We start from the raw sequence: 15,226 nt of genomic DNA on the forward strand, positions 1-15,226 counted from the left end.
GATCTCGCACGCCGCGGAAAGGTTTGCTCATGTCCGGAAAACGGGCCCTGAAGAGACGTGTCCTGAGACCCGTCCCGCTGACCGCCCTCGCGGGCGTCGGTGCCTGCCTGGCCGTCGCCGCCGTCGTACCGTCCGCGTTCGCCTCGGGCACCACGAGTGCCGCGAGCGTCGCGAGCCGTTCGGCCGCCGCCCCGAGCGGCACGTGCACGATCCGCTCCGCGGACAAGCGCGCGGAGGCACCGCTCAGTTGCCTCGGCGTAACAGCCGCCCTCGACCACCTGCCGGCCGTCGGCGAGCAGGCCACCCTCACCGTGGACGTCAAGGCCCAGACGAGCGTCAAGAACGCCGGGCTGTCCGTCCAACTACCGCCCGGGCTGCGAATATCCGACAAGGATGCCGGGCTCGCCGCCCCCACCTCGGACGCCTTCGGCCAGCGCACCGGCCGGAAGCTCGCCCTGGCCCCCGGCACCCGCACCGTGAAGCTCAAGGTCAAGGCCGTCGCCGCCGGGCCCGCGCAAATCCAGGCGGACATCAGCGACATCGACCATCCGGACCCGCGCCGCTCCGGACACGACTCGGTCGAACTGACCGTCGGCGCCACCAAGAACTCCACCGACAAGGGCGTCGCGGTCTCCAAGGGCCGCGCGGCAAAGGTTCCCAGCCCCGGGGCCGGTACCCGCAAGCCGCGCCAGGTCGCCCCGAAGTCCCCCGCCCCCGCCCGCTCCTCGGCGGCCCCCGCCCCGTCCGCGCGGGCCCAGGTCTGCGTCGGCGGCACCTTCCGCAACCGCTTCCAGTCCGCCGAGGGCGGCGACTGGAACGCCAAGGCCAGCCGGGACGAACCGGTCAGCAACGCCAACGTCATCCTGTGGGGCAAGCCGACCGCCGGCGGCGGCACGCGCCAGCTCGCCACGGGGATGACCGGCAACGGCGACGGCAAGTTCAACCTCTGCTACACCCCGAGCACCTCCGTCACCTCGGCCGCCTGGGTGGAGTTCCGGACGCAGGCCGGTCGGATGTGGTCGGTGGTGGACGCCAACGGCGGTCTCTACGCGACCTCTTCGTACGCGCTGAACAACATCTCGGGCAGCACCAGCCTGGGCAACGTGTACGCCAACGCCGGGCAGAGCCGGGCGTGGCACGTCCTGGACACCCTCAACAAGCTCTGGTGGAACCGCGGTTCCACGACCGACTGCTGGGCCTCCAGTGAGCAGGGCGGCCGCTGCTCCCCGATCACCGTCCAGTGGTACCCCGGCTCCACCGACGGCACGTACTGGAACGGCGGCGAGGACAAGATCCACCTCGCGGACAACGACCCGGACTCCGAGCACACCACCGTCCACGAAGCGGGCCACGCCCTCCAGGGCAAGCTCTACCGGGGCTGGTGGCCGCAGGTGAGCAACTGCTCGCCCCACTACGTCGATCGCACCTCCTCCACCAGCTGCGCCTGGACCGAGGGCTACGCCAACGCGGTGGCGTTCCACACCTTCGGCGACACCACCTACTACTGGGGCAACGGCGCTTCGCTGGACCTCGCCAACGACCGCTCCACCCGCGGCATCGACCAGGGCGACGCCTGCGAGGCCCGCGTCGCGACCACGCTGGTCGACCTGTGGTCCCAGGTCGACGGCGGCTGGACGAAGAGCAACACCATGATGTCCCGGGACACGCAGTCCAGCTTCCGCGAGTACTTCGTCACCGACCGGCCCGCCTACGGCCTGGACACGGGCGCGACGGCGCGCGGCATCATCTGGAAGCACACCATCTGGTACTGACCGGCATGCGGTGAGCGCCGAGTGCGGCGCTCACCGGCACGCCACCCGCACGATCCGCTCGATCACCGCCGCCACTCCGTCCTCGTTGTTGGCGGCGGTGCGGTGCGTCGTGGCGGCCAGGACCTCGGGGTGGGCGTTGGCCATGGCGTAGGAGGTGCCGGCCCAGCCGAGCATCTCCAGGTCGTTGGGCATGTCGCCGAAGGCCACCACCTCCTCGGGCGTGATGCCGTGGTCCGCGCAGTAGCCGGCGAGGGTGCTGGCCTTGCTGACGCCGAGGCCGCTGACCTCCAGCAGCGCGGTGGGGCTGGAGCGGGTGATCGAACCGTGTTCGCCGGCCGCGGTGCGGGCCAGGGCGAGGAACGCGTCGGGGGCGAGCTCCGGGTGGTGGGCGAGCAGCTTGAGGATGGGCCCGCTGGGCTCCCCGCTCTCTCCCCCCTCACGCGTGCCGGAGCCCTCGGCCAGGAACTCCTCCGCCGGGCCGACCGTCGCGTCCGGGTCGAGCTGGTACGGCGGGTACTCCCGCTCGTAGTGGAAGCCCGTGGTGCACTCGACGGCGAACGAGGTGCCCGGCACGGCGGCGCGCACCAGCCGTACGACGGCCAGGGCGTCCGCCCGTTCCAGCGGTCTGACCTCGACGAACCGGCCGCCGCCCCGGAGGTCCACGACGGCGGCGCCGTTCGCGCAGATCGCCAGGCCGTGACCGTGCACATGCGCGCTCGCGACGTCCATCCAGCGTGCCGGGCGGCCGGTGACGAAGAAGACCTCGATTCCGGCCGCCTCGGCGGCGGCCAGCGCGGCCACGGTCCGCTCGGACACCGTCTTGTCGTCCCGCAGCAGGGTGCCGTCGAGGTCGGTGGCGATCAGCCGGGGTATCGGGGCGGTCCGGCCGGCGGCCGGGGTCTCGGGCTGCTCGGTAGCTGAAGTCACGGTTCCCATTGTCGGATACCGGACGCTTCGCGGCGCACGGGTGTGCGCGGTGGCGCGCCGTTGAGCCAGGGCCCCGGGGGACTGTGGTGCCTGTGTGGCCTGTATCAACCAGTGGGACGTGGTCCGAGCGGGGAGGCGAGACGTAGGCTCCGAAGCATGAGTCTGCGCCTGAGCACCGTGATCCTCCCCGTCGACCGCTGGCACCAGGGAGGGCGCGCGAAGTGGCAGCGCGCCGAGGAGCTCGGCTTCCACACGGCGTACACCTACGACCACCTCTCGTGGCGCGCCTTCCGCGACGGCCCGTGGTTCGGTGCCCTGCCCACCCTCACCGCCGCCGCCACGGCGACCGAGCGGCTCCGCCTGGGCACCCTCGTGACCTCGCCGAACTTCCGCCACCCGGTGACGCTCGCCAAGGAGCTGATCTCCCTCGACGACGTCTCCGGCGGCCGGATCACCCTGGGCATCGGCGCGGGCGGCAACGGCTTCGACGCGACCGCGCTCGGGCAGGAGGCGTGGACGCCGAAGGAGCGGGCGGACCGGTTCGCCGAGTTCGTACCGCTGCTCGACCGCCTGCTCACCGAGGGTGCCGTCACCCACGAGGGCGCCTTCTACTCGGCCGTCGAGGCCCGGAACGTCCCCGGCTGCGCGCAGTCCCCCCGGCTGCCCTTCGCCGTCGCGGCGACCGGCCCGCGCGGACTGAAGCTGGCGGCACGGTACGGGCAGGCGTGGGTGACCACGGGCGACCCGAAGCTGTACGAGTCGGGCACGCCCGCCCAGTCGGACGCGGCGCTGCGCGCGCAGGCGGCGAAGCTCGGGGCGGCGTGCGAGGAGATCGGCCGGAAGCCCGCCGAGCTGGACAGGATCCTCCTCACCGGCTTCACCCCGGACCGCTCCTCGATGCTCGACTCGGTCGACGCCTTCGTGGACTTCGCGGGCCGGCAGCGGGAGGTTGGTTTCACCGAGATCGTGCTGCACTGGCCGATCCCCGACTCCGACTTCGCCGCCGACCAGGCCGTCTTCGAGCGCATCGTGACCGAGGGGCCGGCGCAGCTCGGCTGAGCACCGGCCGGCCGCTGACGGTGGGTGGCTGGCGACGGCCGGCAGCGGCGTACCGCGGTGTGCGCGCCGTGTGCCCGGAGCTACCCCTCGTATCCGACCGAGTTCGGAGCGTCCGGTCGGGCGCAAGAGGCGAGGCGAGAGGGAGAATCGTGACAGAAGGGTCTTTTCCGGCGTGACGGAGGCGCCGGCGCGGTCGTGCGCGCCGGCCTGGTGGAGGAGCCTCCCCCCGGGCGCCGGCGCGAGGACTGGGAGGCCGCCGTGCGGAAGACGACGCGAGCCACACGATTCGCCCCCGACCGCGGGCTGACCACCCGCATGGTGGGCACGATGTTCTTCATCGGGCTGCTGTACGTGGTGGTCGTCGGCGTGCTGGTCGTGCTGCTGCGCGGGGCGTGGCCGATCGTGCTGATCCTGGCCGGCGGGCTGTTCGTCGCCCAGTTCTGGTTCAGCGACCGGATCGCCGAGTTCGGGATGGGGGCGCGCGAGGTGACCCCGCGCGAGGCCCCCGAGCTGCACGGCGCGGTCGACCGGCTGTGCGCCCTGGCAGACATGCCCAAGCCGCGGGTGGCCGTCGCCGACACCGACGTGCCGAACGCCTTCGCCACCGGCCGCAACCGGAACAACGCCCTGGTCTGCGCCACGACCGGGCTGCTGCGCCGGCTGGAGCCCGAGGAACTGGAGGGCGTCCTGGCGCACGAGCTCAGCCATGTCGCGCACCGCGACGTCGCGGTGATGACCATCGCCTCCTTCCTGGGCGTCCTGGCCGGGATCATCACCCGCGTCGGCCTGTGGGGCGGCCTGCGCAGGGTGGGCGGACGGGACGCCAACACGGCCCTCCTGATGGTGGTCGTCCCGCTGGTCAGCGCCGTCGTCTACGCCGTGAGCTTCCTGCTCACCCGGATGCTGTCGCGCTACCGCGAGCTGTCCGCCGACCGGGCCGCCGCCCTGCTGACCGGCCGGCCGTCGGCGCTCGCGTCCGCGCTCACCAAGGTCACCGGGCAGCTCGCCCGGATCCCCACCCGCGACCTGCGGCAGGCCGAGCCGTTCAACGCCTTCTGGTTCGCCCCGGCCCTCTCCCGCGAGACCCTGAGCGGTCTGCTCTCCTCGCACCCCCCGCTGGAACGGCGGCTGGACCAGCTCGGCAGGATCGCGGCGGCCCTCGGACGGGCGGGGTGACGGCGACCCATGGGCCTCCTGGACGTGATCCTCGGGCGGAGCAAGCCCGTCCGCCCCGACCTCGACCGCCTCTTCGCCCTGCCGTCCGCCGCACTCACGCTCCGGGCCGGCGCCGGGCTGGAGCCGACCGGGCGCGGCTCGGTCTGCTTCGCCAGCGTGGAGGGCGGGGCCTTCGACGCGCTGCGCGAGGACGTCCGGCGGCTGCTCGACGCGGACACCGCGCGCGGCGGGACGCCCGTCGAGTTCCTGCGGGACCCCTACGGGTACACCTGGCTGCTCGCCCAGGAGCCGGCCGACGATGTCCCGGCCCTGGTCAACGACCTGCACGCGGTGAACACACTGCTGGAGGACGCCGGGTTCGGGCCCCAGCTGCTCTGCTCGCTGCTGGGCTTCCGGGACGGGCGCGGCCGTCCGCTCGCCCTCGTCTACCTCTACAAGCGCGGCACGTTCTACCCGTTCGCGCCCGTCGAGGGCGCCCAGGAGCGACGCGATCACGAACTGGAGCTGCAGACGCGAGCGCTGCTCGCCGACGACCTGCGGATCGAGGACGATCTGAGCCGCTGGTTCCCCGTGTGGGGCGCGCCGGGTCTGTAGCGGGTCTATGCCTGGTCTGCTCGGTCTGCTCGGTCTGCTCGGTCTGCCCGGTCCCCCCGATGCCGCTCGGCCAGGCCGTCCATCGCCCGCGCCCGCACCTCCCGTTCCGCCGCCGCGGCCACGAAGGCGCTCACGCCGTCCGGGCCGACCAGGTCCCGTACGGCGTCCACGGTGGCGGCGGGCAGCTCCACCGCGGCCCTCGCCTCGTCCGCCGCCACGGCGGGCGTGCCGCCGTTGACCTCCCCGAGGTGCCGGCGCAGGTTGCGCACGGCCAGCAGCCGCATCGCCCGGGCGAGTTCGGCGTCCACGGTCTGCTGGGCGAGCGGCCGCAGCCGGCGCACGAGGGCGGCGGCCCGGTCCGCCTCCTCCTCGGACGGCGCGTGATCCAGGTACGGCCGGAAGACGTGCTCGGTGGTGAAGTCGAGGAAGCGGCCGGCGAGGTGCTCGACCTGGGCGCGTACCTCCCGCAGGTGGGTGAGGATGGCCCGCAGGGGGACGCCGGCGGCGTGGAGTTCGACGGCGACGGCGAGCAGCTGCGGGCTCGGGACCAGGAAGGCGTCCGGGGCGCCCGGGACCGGTTCGAGGACGCCCAGCTCCACGGCGTCCTCGACGGCGGAGCCGTCCGGCACGCCCCCGAACCGTTCGACCAGGTCGGCGCGGGTGACCCGGCCGGTCCGCTCGTCCGACCACGGCCCGTCCACCTCCGCGACGAGCCCGAGGATCCCGCCGAGTCCCCGCCCGGCGTCCCAGGCGTCGAGCAGTTCCTTGATGCTGGCGAGGGTGTAGCCGCGTTCGAGCAGGTCACCGATCCGCCGGAGCCGCTCCAGGTGGGCGTCGCCGTAGACGTTCGCCCGGCCGCGCCGCTCGGGCCTGGGGAGGAGGCCCCGGTCCTGGTAGGCGCGGATCGTGCGGACCGTGGCGCCGCTGAGATGGGCCAGGTCCTCGATCCGGTACGCCGGCGGTTCGCTCACGGGGTACTCCTCACAGACACCGACCGTCACTCTACGACGCGACCGCGCCGCCCGGCGCCCGCCCCCGGCCCGCCGCCGGCGAGGCCGCCAGGTAGGCGACGGCCCTGCTCAACGACCCCTCCTGGGACGGGTGGTAGGAGCGTCTGAGGTAGCGCGGTATGGCCGCGCCCAGCTCGCTCCAGGTGGGCAGCAGCCCCTTGTCGACGGCCCGCTTGTGGTGCCGCAGCGTGTAGCGGAGCCGCTTGGCGAGCCGGGGGTCGTGCCGGATCAGGTAGGCCGCGCCGCGTCCCCACAGGTACGTCAGGATGGGCGCGGTGATCACCATGCCGAGCACGCGGCGGGCGTAGCGGCCGGGCTCGTCGCCGCCGCAGTGCTGGTACATGTCGAAGGCCACCGACCGGTGTTCGACCTCCTCGGCGCCGTGCCAGCGCAGCAGGTCGAGCATCACCGGGTCGGGCCGGGCGGCGTCGAGCGTGTCGGCCCGCAGCACCCAGTCGCCGAGGACGGCGGTGAACTGCTCCACCGCCGCGATCACCGACAGCCGGAACCGCAGCCACTCCCGCTCGGAGAGCGGCAGCCCGAACGGCGGCCGCTCGCCGAGCAGCACGTCGAAGAGGAAGTCGACCTGCCTGGTGTACGGGCCGGTGTCCAGCTTCTGGTGGGCCAGGTGGTCGAGGACGTAGGAGTGCTGGACGCTGTGGGTGGCCTCCTGGCCCATGAACCCCTTGACGTCCTTCAGTAGTTCGGGGTCTCCGACCAGCGGCAGGGCCTCCTTGAAGACCTTGACGAACCACCGCTCGCCCGCGGGCAGCAGCAGGTGCAGCACGTTGATGACGTGGGTGGCCGTCGGCTCGTCGGGGATCCAGTGCAGCGGCGTCTCGCGCCAGTCGAAGGAGACGCGCCGGGGGGTTATGGGGTGGTGGTCGGTGGTCATGCGGGGGTCCTCCTCCGAGGGCTGAGAGGGCTGCGGGGGCCGCGGGGGCCGCGGGGGCCGCGAAAGCTTCCGGGTGTCCGGCTCAGAGCCGGGGTTCGGCGCGTGCGACGACCCGCCGCAGGCGGGGCGCGAAGCGGCCGAGGAGGCGGAGACCGTGCGCCTCGGGGGTGACGGGGACGACGGGCAGGTCGTCGTGGACGGCCCGCAGGATCGCGTCCGCGACCCGCTCCGGCGGGTAGTTGCGCCGCCCGTACAGCCGGGTGGTCCGCTCCCGCAGCCGCCGCTGCTCCTCCTCCGGGACGCCGGTGAAGAGGGTGGCGGACGTGATGCCCGTGGCGACGAAGCCGGGGCAGACGGCGGTGACGCCGATGTCCCGGTCGCCGAGCTCGGCGCGCAGGCACTCGGAGAGCATCAGCACCGCCGCCTTGGAGGTGCTGTAGGCGGACAGCGTCCGGGAGGGCTGGAAGGCGGCGGCGGACGCGGTGTTGACGATGTGGCCGCCCTCGCCGCGCTCGGCCATCTGCCGGCCGAAGAGGCGGCAGCCGTGCAGGACGCCCCACAGGTTGACGTCCAGGGTCTTCCGCCACGCCTCCGGCGGCGTGTCGAGGAACGGCCCGGCGACGCCGATCCCCGCGTTGTTGACGAGGACGTCCACGACGCCGTGGGCCTCGGCCGTGCGGGCGGCCAGCTTCTCCATCGCCGCCTCGTCGGAGACGTCGACGCACTCGGCCCAGGCCCCGGGCGCGCCGAGCAGCCGGGCGAGCTCGGCGGTGCGCGCCGCGCCCTCCGCGTCCCGGTCCACCGCGACGATCCGGGCGCCCGCCTCGGCGAAGGCGAAGGCGGTGGCCCGGCCGATGCCGCTCGCGGCACCCGTCACCAGGACGAGCCGGCCGGCGAAGCGCTGCGCGTACCGCTCCGGCCGGGTCTTGCCGGCCCCGGGAAGGGGCCGCCGGACGGGGGCGGTCGACGGGCCGTCCGCCTGCCGGACGACGAAATCGGTGATCCAGTCGGCCAGTTGCCCGGGCCGCGTGCGCGGCACCCAGTGACCCGCGCGCACGGTGCGCCGCACCAGGCCGGGCGCCCAGCGCTCCAGGCCGTCGTAGAGCCGCGCGGAGAGGAACGCGTCGCCGGTGGGCGTGATCAGCTGCACGGGGGCGTGCGCGTACGCGTCGGGGCGCGGGCGGCGCGTCCGCTCCCGGACGTTGTCGCGGTAGAGCCAGGCGCCGTGCGCGGCGTCGGTGGGCAGGGACGCGGTCGGGTACGGGCCCTTCGGCACCTTCTCCGACCGCTCCAGGACGTCCGGCCACCGCCGGCCGAGCGGCCCGCGCCAGGCGGCCTCCGGCAGGACGGGCGTGTGCAGCGCGTACACGTACCAGGACCGGGCGCCCTGCCCGAGCAACTGGGCGGCGCGGCGCGGGGTGGGCCGGGCGGCGCGTTCCTTGATCCAGTGACCGAAGTGGTCGAGCGAGGGTCCGGAGATGGAGGTGAAGGAGGCGACGCGTCCCTCGGTGCGGCGGACGGTGGCGAACTCCCAGCCCTGGACGGATCCCCAGTCGTGCCCGACCAGGTGCACGGGGGCGTCAGGGCTCACCGCGTCCACGACGGCGAGGAAGTCGGCGGTCAGTTTTTCCAGGGTGAAGCCGCCGCGCAGCGGGCTGGGCGCCGTCGACCGGCCGCAGCCGCGGACGTCGTAGAGCACGACGTGGAAACGTTTCTTCAGGCGCTGTGCGACCGGTGCCCAGACCTCCTTGCTGTCCGGGTAGCCGTGGAGGAGGACGACGGTGGGGTCGGCGGCGTCGCCCAGTTCGGCGACGCAGAGCTCGACCCCGGCCGACCGCACCCTCCGCTCCCGCGCCCCGTCGAGTTCCGTGGCGTCGAACTCCGTGCCGCCGTGCTCCGCGCCGAAGGCGTTCATCGTCCGGTTCCCTTCTGTCCGTCCCGTATCACTGCTGCCTGTCGCCGCCGGCGGACATGTGGAAGATCGTCGTCCAGCCAGAACGCGCTCTCCTCCGGATCCCGCGAGTCGGTCACCACCAGCAACTCCTCGAACTTCACGCCCGTCCCGCGGAATCCGAGGTGCGGCTCGACCGCCCACAGCCCGGGGGTGGGCGGGTGGTCGGAGAAGCGGTACGGGCTCCAGAGCGGCGACCAGCCCTCCCGGTGGCCGTGGAGGGCGTCGGAGGCCAGCCCCTTCAGCGCCTGGGTGCCGAAGCCGAGGACCCGCGGCGACCGGCGCCGGTCGCGGACCCGGCCGACCTTGTGGGCGATCACCCCGAAGGGGTAGGCGCGGTGCCGGTTGGCGTAGCCCTGGCGCATCATGAGCCGGTCGACGTCCTCGTAGACCGTGCGCAGCGGGCGGCGCTCGCGGACGCCGCGCAGGACGAGGTCGCGGTGGTCGAGGAGGTCGTCGAGCATCCGGGCGTGCAGCGGGTCCGGGCCGAGGCAGCCGGAGTAGCCGACGTCGGCGGTGAAGCCCCGGTACACCGGCGCCAGGTCCAGGACGAACGGCATCCCGGGCGCCAGCCGCCGCCCCGACGGGAAGAACTGGGTGGGCACCCGGAAGCCGGTGAAGGCCGTGCGGTCGCCGAACCAGGCGAAGGGCAGGTGGAACCAGTCGCGCACCCCGCGCCGCCGCAGCCACTCCCGTTGCAGCCGGGCGGCGTCGCGCTCGGTCATCCCGGGAGCGAGCTGCGCGGCGACGGCCTCGGCGCAGGCGTAGGCGAGGCGCTGCACCTCCCGGAAGCCGGCCAGGTCCTGTGTGACGTGCGGTGACGCTCCGGTCTTCATGGCGCAACCGTCCCTGCCGGTGCGGAAGTTGACATCGATGAATGTGACAATATTCGGAGGCGGCGTCAAGGGGTGGGGCACAAGGTGCCCCCGGCACCTCGATGCGTGCCCCTGATGTCCGGTTCCGTACTTCCGGCCCATCCCCTACGGGACGGTCAGACCCGAGGACTACACCGAAGCCGTCATCGAGACTGACGCCCGATGTGGTCCGCGCCACTACCGTCGATGACGTGACAGTGATCGCCACCGAAAGCCTCAGCAAGCGGTACCCCAAGGTGACCGCGCTCGACCGGCTCTCCGTCGACATCACTCCGGGCGTGACCGGTCTGGTGGGTGCCAACGGGGCCGGCAAGTCGACGCTGATCAAGATCCTGCTGGGTCTCTCCCCGGCCACCGAGGGCCGCGCGCAGGTGCTGGGCCTGGACGTGGCCACCGAGGGCGCGGCCATCCGGGAGCGGGTCGGCTACATGCCGGAGCACGACTGCCTGCCGCCCGACGTCTCGGCCACCGAGTTCGTCGTGCACATGGCGCGGATGTCCGGACTGCCGCTGTCCGCCGCCCGCGAGCGCACCGCGGACACCCTGCGCCACGTGGGCCTCTACGAGGAGCGCTACCGCCCGATGGGCGGCTACTCCACGGGCATGAAACAGCGGGTGAAGCTGGCCCAGGCCCTCGTCCACGACCCGCGCCTGGTGCTGCTGGACGAGCCGACGAACGGCCTCGACCCGGTCGGCCGCGACGAGATGCTGGCCCTCATCCGCCGGGTGCACACCGACTTCGGCATCTCGGTGCTGGTCACCTCCCACCTGCTCGGCGAGCTGGAGCGCACCTGCGACCACGTCGTCGTCATCGACGGCGGCCGGCTGCTGCGCTCCTCCGCCACCAGCGACTTCACCCAGGCCACCGGCTCCCTCGCGGTCGAGGTCACCGACACCGACGCCCATCCGGACGGCACGTCCGCCCTCGGCACGGCCCTCGCGGCCGCCGGGCTCGCGGTCCGGGCGGCCGGCGGCGAGGGCGGGTACGGGGTGGCGGGCGGCGGGCACGTCCTGCTCGTCGACCTCGCCGGCGACGAGACGTACGACGTCGTGCGCGACGCCGTGGCCGGGCTCGGGCTGGGCCTGGTGCGGATGGAGCAGCGCAGGCACCGCATCGCGGAGGTGTTCCAGGCGGACGCCGACGACAGGACGAATGACCGCAGCGCGCAGAAACGGGGCACCACCCATGCCGCCTGAGACCACGGCCACGCCCACCCAGGACGTGATCCACAACATCGGCTACCGGCCGTACACCGGCCCCCGCCTGGGCCGCGGCTACGCCCGCCGCGCGCTCTGGTCGCAGAGCCTGCGCGGCGCGTACGGGCTGGGCCGCTCGGCCAAGTCCAAGGTGCTGCCGATGACGCTGTTCGCCGTGATGTGCGCGCCGGCCGCGATCATCGTCGCGGTCGCGATCACCACGAAGATGGACAAGCTGCCGGTGGAGTACACGCGGTACGCGATCCTCCTCCAGGCCGTCGTGGGCCTCTACCTCGCCTCCCAGGCACCGCAGGCGGTCTCCCGGGACCTGCGCTTCCGGACGGTCCCGCTCTACTTCTCCCGCCCGGTGGAACGCGTCGACTACGTGCTCGCCAAGTACGCCGCGCTCGCCTCGGCGGTGTTCCTGCTCACCGCGGCGCCCCTGCTGATCCTCTACGTGGGCGCCCTGCTCGCGAAGCTCGACTTCGCCGCCCAGACGAAAGCCTTCGCCCAAGGACTGGTCTCCGTGGCCCTGCTGTCCCTCCTCTTCGCCGGCCTCGGCCTGGTCGTCGCCGCGCTCACACCGCGCCGCGGCTTCGGCGTCGCCGCCGTGATCGCCGTCCTGACCATCTCCTACGGTGCCGTGAGCACCGTCCAGGGCATCGCCTACGCCCGGGACAACACCGACGTCATCGGCTGGCTGGGCCTGTTCTCGCCGATCACCCTGATCGACGGCGTGCAGACGGCGTTCCTCGACGCCACCTCCAGCTTCCCCGGCTCGCACGGCCCGGGCACCGGCGCGGGAGCCGTCTACCTGCTCGCCGTCCTGGCGCTGATCGCCGGCTCGTACGCCGTCCTCATGCGCCGCTACCGGAAGGCGGGCCTGTGACCTCCCACCCGTCGCCCGGCCACCAACCCTCAAGGAATGGGCTGCGCCCATGAGTGTCATCCAGATCGACAACGTCTCCCGCTGGTTCGGCAACGTGGTCGCCGTCAACGACGTCTCCATGACCATCGGCCCCGGCGTCACCGGCCTGCTCGGCCCCAACGGCGCCGGAAAATCCACGCTCATCAACATGATGGGCGGCTTCCTCGCCCCCTCCACCGGCACGGTCACCCTCGACTCCGCGGTCATCTGGGGCAACGAGCAGATCTACCGGCACATCGGCGTCGTCCCCGAGCGTGAGGCGATGTACGACTTCCTCACCGGGCTGGAGTTCGTCCGCGCCAACGCCGAGCTCCACGGACTGCCCGCCGCGGCGGCTCAACGGGCGCTGGCCACGGTCGAGATGGAGTACGCCCAGGACCGGAAGATCTCCACGTACAGCAAGGGCATGCGACAGCGCGTCAAGATGGCGTCCGCCCTGGTCCACGACCCGTCCGTGCTGCTCCTCGACGAGCCGTTCAACGGCATGGACCCCCGCCAGCGCATGCAACTCATGGACCTGCTGCGACGGATGGGGGCCGAGGGGCGCTCGGTGCTGTTCTCCTCGCACATCCTGGAGGAGGTCGAGCAGCTCGCGGCGCACATCGAGGTCGTGGTGGCCGGACGGCACGCCGCGTCCGGCGACTTCCGCAAGATCCGCCGGCTGATGACCAACCGGCCGCACCGCTACCTCGTCCGCTCCAGCGACGACCGCGCCCTGGCCGCCGCCCTCATCGCCGACCCGTCGACGTCCGGCATCGAGGTGGACGTCCAGGAGGGCGCGCTGCGCGTCCAGGCCGTGGACTTCGGCCGGTTCACCACCCTGCTCCCGGCCGTGGCCCGCGCGCACGGCATCCGCCTCCTCACGGTCTCGCCCTCCGACGAGTCCCTGGAATCGGTCTTCTCGTACCTCGTCGCGGCCTGACCATCCTTGAAAGGAGGCGCCGACCCCATGCACTCCCTCTACCACCCGACCGTCGCCCGGCTCACCTACCGGGGACTCCTCGGCCGCCGCAGGGCCGCCGTCCTCTTCACCCTCCCCGCCCTGCTGCTGATCATCTCTGCGGCGGTCCGCCTGCTGACCGGCGCCGACGACGACACGGCCACCAAGGTCCTGGGCGGCTTCGCGCTGGCCACCATGGTCCCGCTGATCGGCGTCATCGCCGGAACGGGCGCCATCGGCCCGGAGATCGACGACGGCTCGGTCGTCTACCTCCTCGCCAAGCCGGTGAAGCGGCCGACGATCATCTTCACCAAACTCCTCGTGGCGACCGGCGTCACCGTCGTCTTCTCGGCCGTCCCGACCCTGATCGCCGGCCTGCTCCTGAACGGCGACAGCCAGCGGATCGCTCTCGCGTACACCGTCGCCGCGGCCGTCGCCTCGGTCGCCTACAGCGCGTTGTTCCTGCTGCTGGGAACGGTGACCCGGCACGCGGTGGTCGCGGGCCTCGTCTACGCCCTGATCTGGGAATCCCTCTTCGGCAGCCTCGTCCCCGGGGCGCGCACGCTCAGTGTCCAGCAGTGGGCGCTGTCCCTGGCCGAGCGGATCGCGGCGCCCGGCGCCGTCTCCTCGGACGTGGGCCTGCCGGTGGCGGTGGTACTCCTCGCGGGGGTGACGGTCGCGGCCACGTGGTACGCGGGGGAGAAGCTGCGGAAGCTGACGCTGGCGGGGGAGGAGTAGGGGGCCACGGTCCCTCCCCCTGAAGGGATCCCCCCCCCCACTTCGGACGGGCTGACCAGTCAGCCCGTCCGGCGTTCGGGGACTGGGGGCACCCCCCTTCGGGGGAGCGTGCAGCGCGCTTCGGGGGTGCGGGGGGCGGAGCTCCTGCGAGAAGCCGGGGGCACCTCCCAGCGGTGGCCGGGGGAGAAAGGGCGGGACTGGGGCGCTCTCACACGTGCGGTGTCAACGCCCGGGCCACCGTGACCTGTTCCTCCTCCAGCCGGGACCCCCCGTCCTCGACGGTCCACAGCGAGTTCTGGAGCGCACGCGCCAGCGTCCACCGCGCCGCCCGGCTCCGGTCCAGGCTCAGCACGTCCGTCATCAGGTCGAACCGCCGCCGTACCGCGCGCTCCACGTCCCCGGTGGCGACCAGGTCCTCCCACCGGTTGTCGAACGCGGGCATCAGATCGAAGCAGGGGTCGCCGACGAGCGGCACGGGGTCGATCGCCAGCCAGGCCCCGCGCCCGGCGGCGTCCGAGCCCGGCAGCGGGGCCAGCACGTTCTCGTAGTGCAGGTCCCAGTGCAGCAGCCGGTCACCGGGCTCCCCGGCCACCTCCCGCACGGCCTCGGCGCACCCGGCGAGCCACCGCCGCTCGTCCTCGTCGACGAGGGCGGCCAGAGCCTGCGGCACGGCGTCGAGCATCTCCCGCACCACATCCCGCAGGTGCCGCAAGCCGTCCGGGGCGGGCACGGTATGCAGCTGGGCCAGCAACCCGGTGAGCGCCAGCAGAGCGGCCTCGGCGTCCGGCACGTCGACCAACGAGCGGGTGGCGTCGAGCCGTTCGAGCAGCAGGGTGCTCGTCGCGGGATCGTCTTCCAGGAGCCGGACCGCGCCCCGCCCGGACCAGGCGCGCAGCGCCAGCGGCTCGCCGGCCCGTTCCTCGTCGACGGGCTGGAGCTTGAGCGCCGCCGGGGTGCCGTCCTCCCGGCGTACGGGCAGGACCAGCGCCACGTAGCCGTGGGCCGGCTCCCCGTCGGGCCGCAGGTTCCAGCGGTCCAGGAAGCCGGCCGCGAGGGCGGGCAGCCCGGCGATCCATTCGGCGGCGTGCTCCGGGTTGTGTTCCTCGTGGTGCTCGGCGAGCTGCGGGGGGACGGTGATCGGGGGCGGGGTGGCCACGGGGCGCAC

Annotated in this window: 14 protein-coding genes; 8 read left to right on the forward strand and 6 right to left on the reverse strand. The window is 73.2% G+C overall.

The annotated features are described in order from the left end of the window. Nucleotides 1–29 precede the first annotated feature (29 nt). A complete protein-coding gene (locus ACH4PU_RS08395; RefSeq protein WP_398267897.1) occupies nucleotides 30–1,772 on the forward strand; it encodes a mycolysin in 1,743 nt (580 codons plus the stop codon). Nucleotides 1,773–1,802: 30 nt separating this feature from the next. Here the strand turns inward: ACH4PU_RS08395 and ACH4PU_RS08400 are convergent, their stop codons facing one another. Next, nucleotides 1,803–2,708 carry a Cof-type HAD-IIB family hydrolase gene (locus ACH4PU_RS08400; protein WP_398267900.1) on the reverse strand — a complete coding sequence of 302 codons (906 nt, stop codon included), beginning with the start codon at nucleotides 2,706–2,708 and terminating at the stop codon, nucleotides 1,803–1,805. A 147-nt stretch (nucleotides 2,709–2,855) separates the two neighbouring features. Between ACH4PU_RS08400 and ACH4PU_RS08405 the strand changes: the two genes are divergently transcribed. The 3 genes from ACH4PU_RS08405 to ACH4PU_RS08415 all read left to right on the forward strand — a co-directional run bounded on the left by ACH4PU_RS08405 (nucleotide 2,856) and on the right by ACH4PU_RS08415 (nucleotide 5,528). Then, nucleotides 2,856–3,758 carry an LLM class flavin-dependent oxidoreductase gene (locus ACH4PU_RS08405; RefSeq protein WP_398267903.1) on the forward strand — a complete coding sequence of 301 codons (903 nt, stop codon included), beginning with the start codon at nucleotides 2,856–2,858 and terminating at the stop codon, nucleotides 3,756–3,758. 258 nt (nucleotides 3,759–4,016) lie between these two features. Further along, nucleotides 4,017–4,934, forward strand: coding sequence for a zinc metalloprotease HtpX (gene htpX, locus ACH4PU_RS08410; RefSeq protein WP_398267906.1), 918 nt, complete (start codon nucleotides 4,017–4,019; stop codon nucleotides 4,932–4,934). Between the two features lie 9 nt (nucleotides 4,935–4,943). Further along, complete coding sequence (locus ACH4PU_RS08415) at nucleotides 4,944–5,528, forward strand: hypothetical protein (RefSeq protein ID WP_398267909.1); 585 nt, start codon at nucleotides 4,944–4,946, stop codon at nucleotides 5,526–5,528. Nucleotides 5,529–5,533: 5 nt separating this feature from the next. Here ACH4PU_RS08415 and ACH4PU_RS08420 read toward each other — a convergent pair whose 3' ends face one another. The 4 genes from ACH4PU_RS08420 to ACH4PU_RS08435 form a co-directional block, all read right to left on the reverse strand. Continuing rightward, entirely contained in the window at nucleotides 5,534–6,499 is a 966-nt protein-coding gene (locus tag ACH4PU_RS08420) for a MerR family transcriptional regulator (protein WP_398267912.1), read from the reverse strand. A gap of 31 nt (nucleotides 6,500–6,530) precedes the next feature. Next, entirely contained in the window at nucleotides 6,531–7,433 is a 903-nt protein-coding gene (locus ACH4PU_RS08425) for a metal-dependent hydrolase (RefSeq protein ID WP_398267915.1), read from the reverse strand. 82 nt (nucleotides 7,434–7,515) lie between these two features. Further along, a complete protein-coding gene (locus ACH4PU_RS08430; RefSeq protein WP_398267918.1) occupies nucleotides 7,516–9,348 on the reverse strand; it encodes an SDR family oxidoreductase in 1,833 nt (610 codons plus the stop codon). Beyond that, nucleotides 9,345–10,220 carry a M24 family metallopeptidase gene (locus ACH4PU_RS08435; RefSeq protein ID WP_398267921.1) on the reverse strand — a complete coding sequence of 292 codons (876 nt, stop codon included), beginning with the start codon at nucleotides 10,218–10,220 and terminating at the stop codon, nucleotides 9,345–9,347. The genes ACH4PU_RS08430 and ACH4PU_RS08435 overlap by 4 nt, the downstream gene beginning before the upstream one ends. Before the next feature lie 203 nt (nucleotides 10,221–10,423). Between ACH4PU_RS08435 and ACH4PU_RS08440 the strand changes: the two genes are divergently transcribed. From ACH4PU_RS08440 to ACH4PU_RS08455, 4 genes are read left to right on the forward strand one after another with little or no spacing between them, the layout of a single operon-like run. Next, nucleotides 10,424–11,455 carry an ABC transporter ATP-binding protein gene (locus ACH4PU_RS08440; protein ID WP_398267924.1) on the forward strand — a complete coding sequence of 344 codons (1,032 nt, stop codon included), beginning with the start codon at nucleotides 10,424–10,426 and terminating at the stop codon, nucleotides 11,453–11,455. After that, entirely contained in the window at nucleotides 11,445–12,344 is a 900-nt protein-coding gene (locus ACH4PU_RS08445; protein WP_398267927.1) for an ABC transporter permease, read from the forward strand. The genes ACH4PU_RS08440 and ACH4PU_RS08445 overlap by 11 nt, the downstream gene beginning before the upstream one ends. 49 nt (nucleotides 12,345–12,393) lie before the next feature. Beyond that, nucleotides 12,394–13,305, forward strand: a complete 912-nt coding sequence (locus tag ACH4PU_RS08450; RefSeq protein WP_398267930.1) for an ABC transporter ATP-binding protein — start codon at nucleotides 12,394–12,396, stop codon at nucleotides 13,303–13,305. 27 nt (nucleotides 13,306–13,332) lie between these two features. Further along, nucleotides 13,333–14,061, forward strand: a complete 729-nt coding sequence (locus tag ACH4PU_RS08455; protein WP_398267933.1) for an ABC transporter permease subunit — start codon at nucleotides 13,333–13,335, stop codon at nucleotides 14,059–14,061. Nucleotides 14,062–14,269: 208 nt separating this feature from the next. Here ACH4PU_RS08455 and ACH4PU_RS08460 read toward each other — a convergent pair whose 3' ends face one another. Then, entirely contained in the window at nucleotides 14,270–15,217 is a 948-nt protein-coding gene (locus tag ACH4PU_RS08460; RefSeq protein WP_398267936.1) for an aminoglycoside phosphotransferase family protein, read from the reverse strand. Nucleotides 15,218–15,226: the final 9 nt, after the last annotated feature.

The sequence above is a fragment of the Streptomyces sp. NPDC021100 genome (genome assembly GCF_044333095.1).
Classification (GTDB): Bacteria; Actinomycetota; Actinomycetes; order Streptomycetales; family Streptomycetaceae; genus Streptomyces.

What these genes read in the sequence shown, in the direction of transcription:
- ACH4PU_RS08450 (WP_398267930.1), top strand. Translation starts at nt 12,394, where the DNA reads ATGAGTGTCATCCAGATCGACAACGTCTCCCGCTGGTTCGGCAACGTG.
- ACH4PU_RS08445 (WP_398267927.1), top strand. Translation starts at nt 11,445, where the DNA reads ATGCCGCCTGAGACCACGGCCACGCCCACCCAGGACGTGATCCACAAC.
- ACH4PU_RS08415 (WP_398267909.1), top strand. Translation starts at nt 4,944, where the DNA reads ATGGGCCTCCTGGACGTGATCCTCGGGCGGAGCAAGCCCGTCCGCCCC.
- ACH4PU_RS08430 (WP_398267918.1), bottom strand. Translation starts at nt 9,348, where the DNA reads ATGAACGCCTTCGGCGCGGAGCACGGCGGCACGGAGTTCGACGCCACG.
- ACH4PU_RS08400 (WP_398267900.1), bottom strand. Translation starts at nt 2,708, where the DNA reads ATGGGAACCGTGACTTCAGCTACCGAGCAGCCCGAGACCCCGGCCGCC.
- ACH4PU_RS08425 (WP_398267915.1), bottom strand. Translation starts at nt 7,433, where the DNA reads ATGACCACCGACCACCACCCCATAACCCCCCGGCGCGTCTCCTTCGAC.
- ACH4PU_RS08405 (WP_398267903.1), top strand. Translation starts at nt 2,856, where the DNA reads ATGAGTCTGCGCCTGAGCACCGTGATCCTCCCCGTCGACCGCTGGCAC.
- ACH4PU_RS08455 (WP_398267933.1), top strand. Translation starts at nt 13,333, where the DNA reads ATGCACTCCCTCTACCACCCGACCGTCGCCCGGCTCACCTACCGGGGA.
- ACH4PU_RS08435 (WP_398267921.1), bottom strand. Translation starts at nt 10,220, where the DNA reads ATGAAGACCGGAGCGTCACCGCACGTCACACAGGACCTGGCCGGCTTC.
- ACH4PU_RS08395 (WP_398267897.1), top strand. Translation starts at nt 30, where the DNA reads ATGTCCGGAAAACGGGCCCTGAAGAGACGTGTCCTGAGACCCGTCCCG.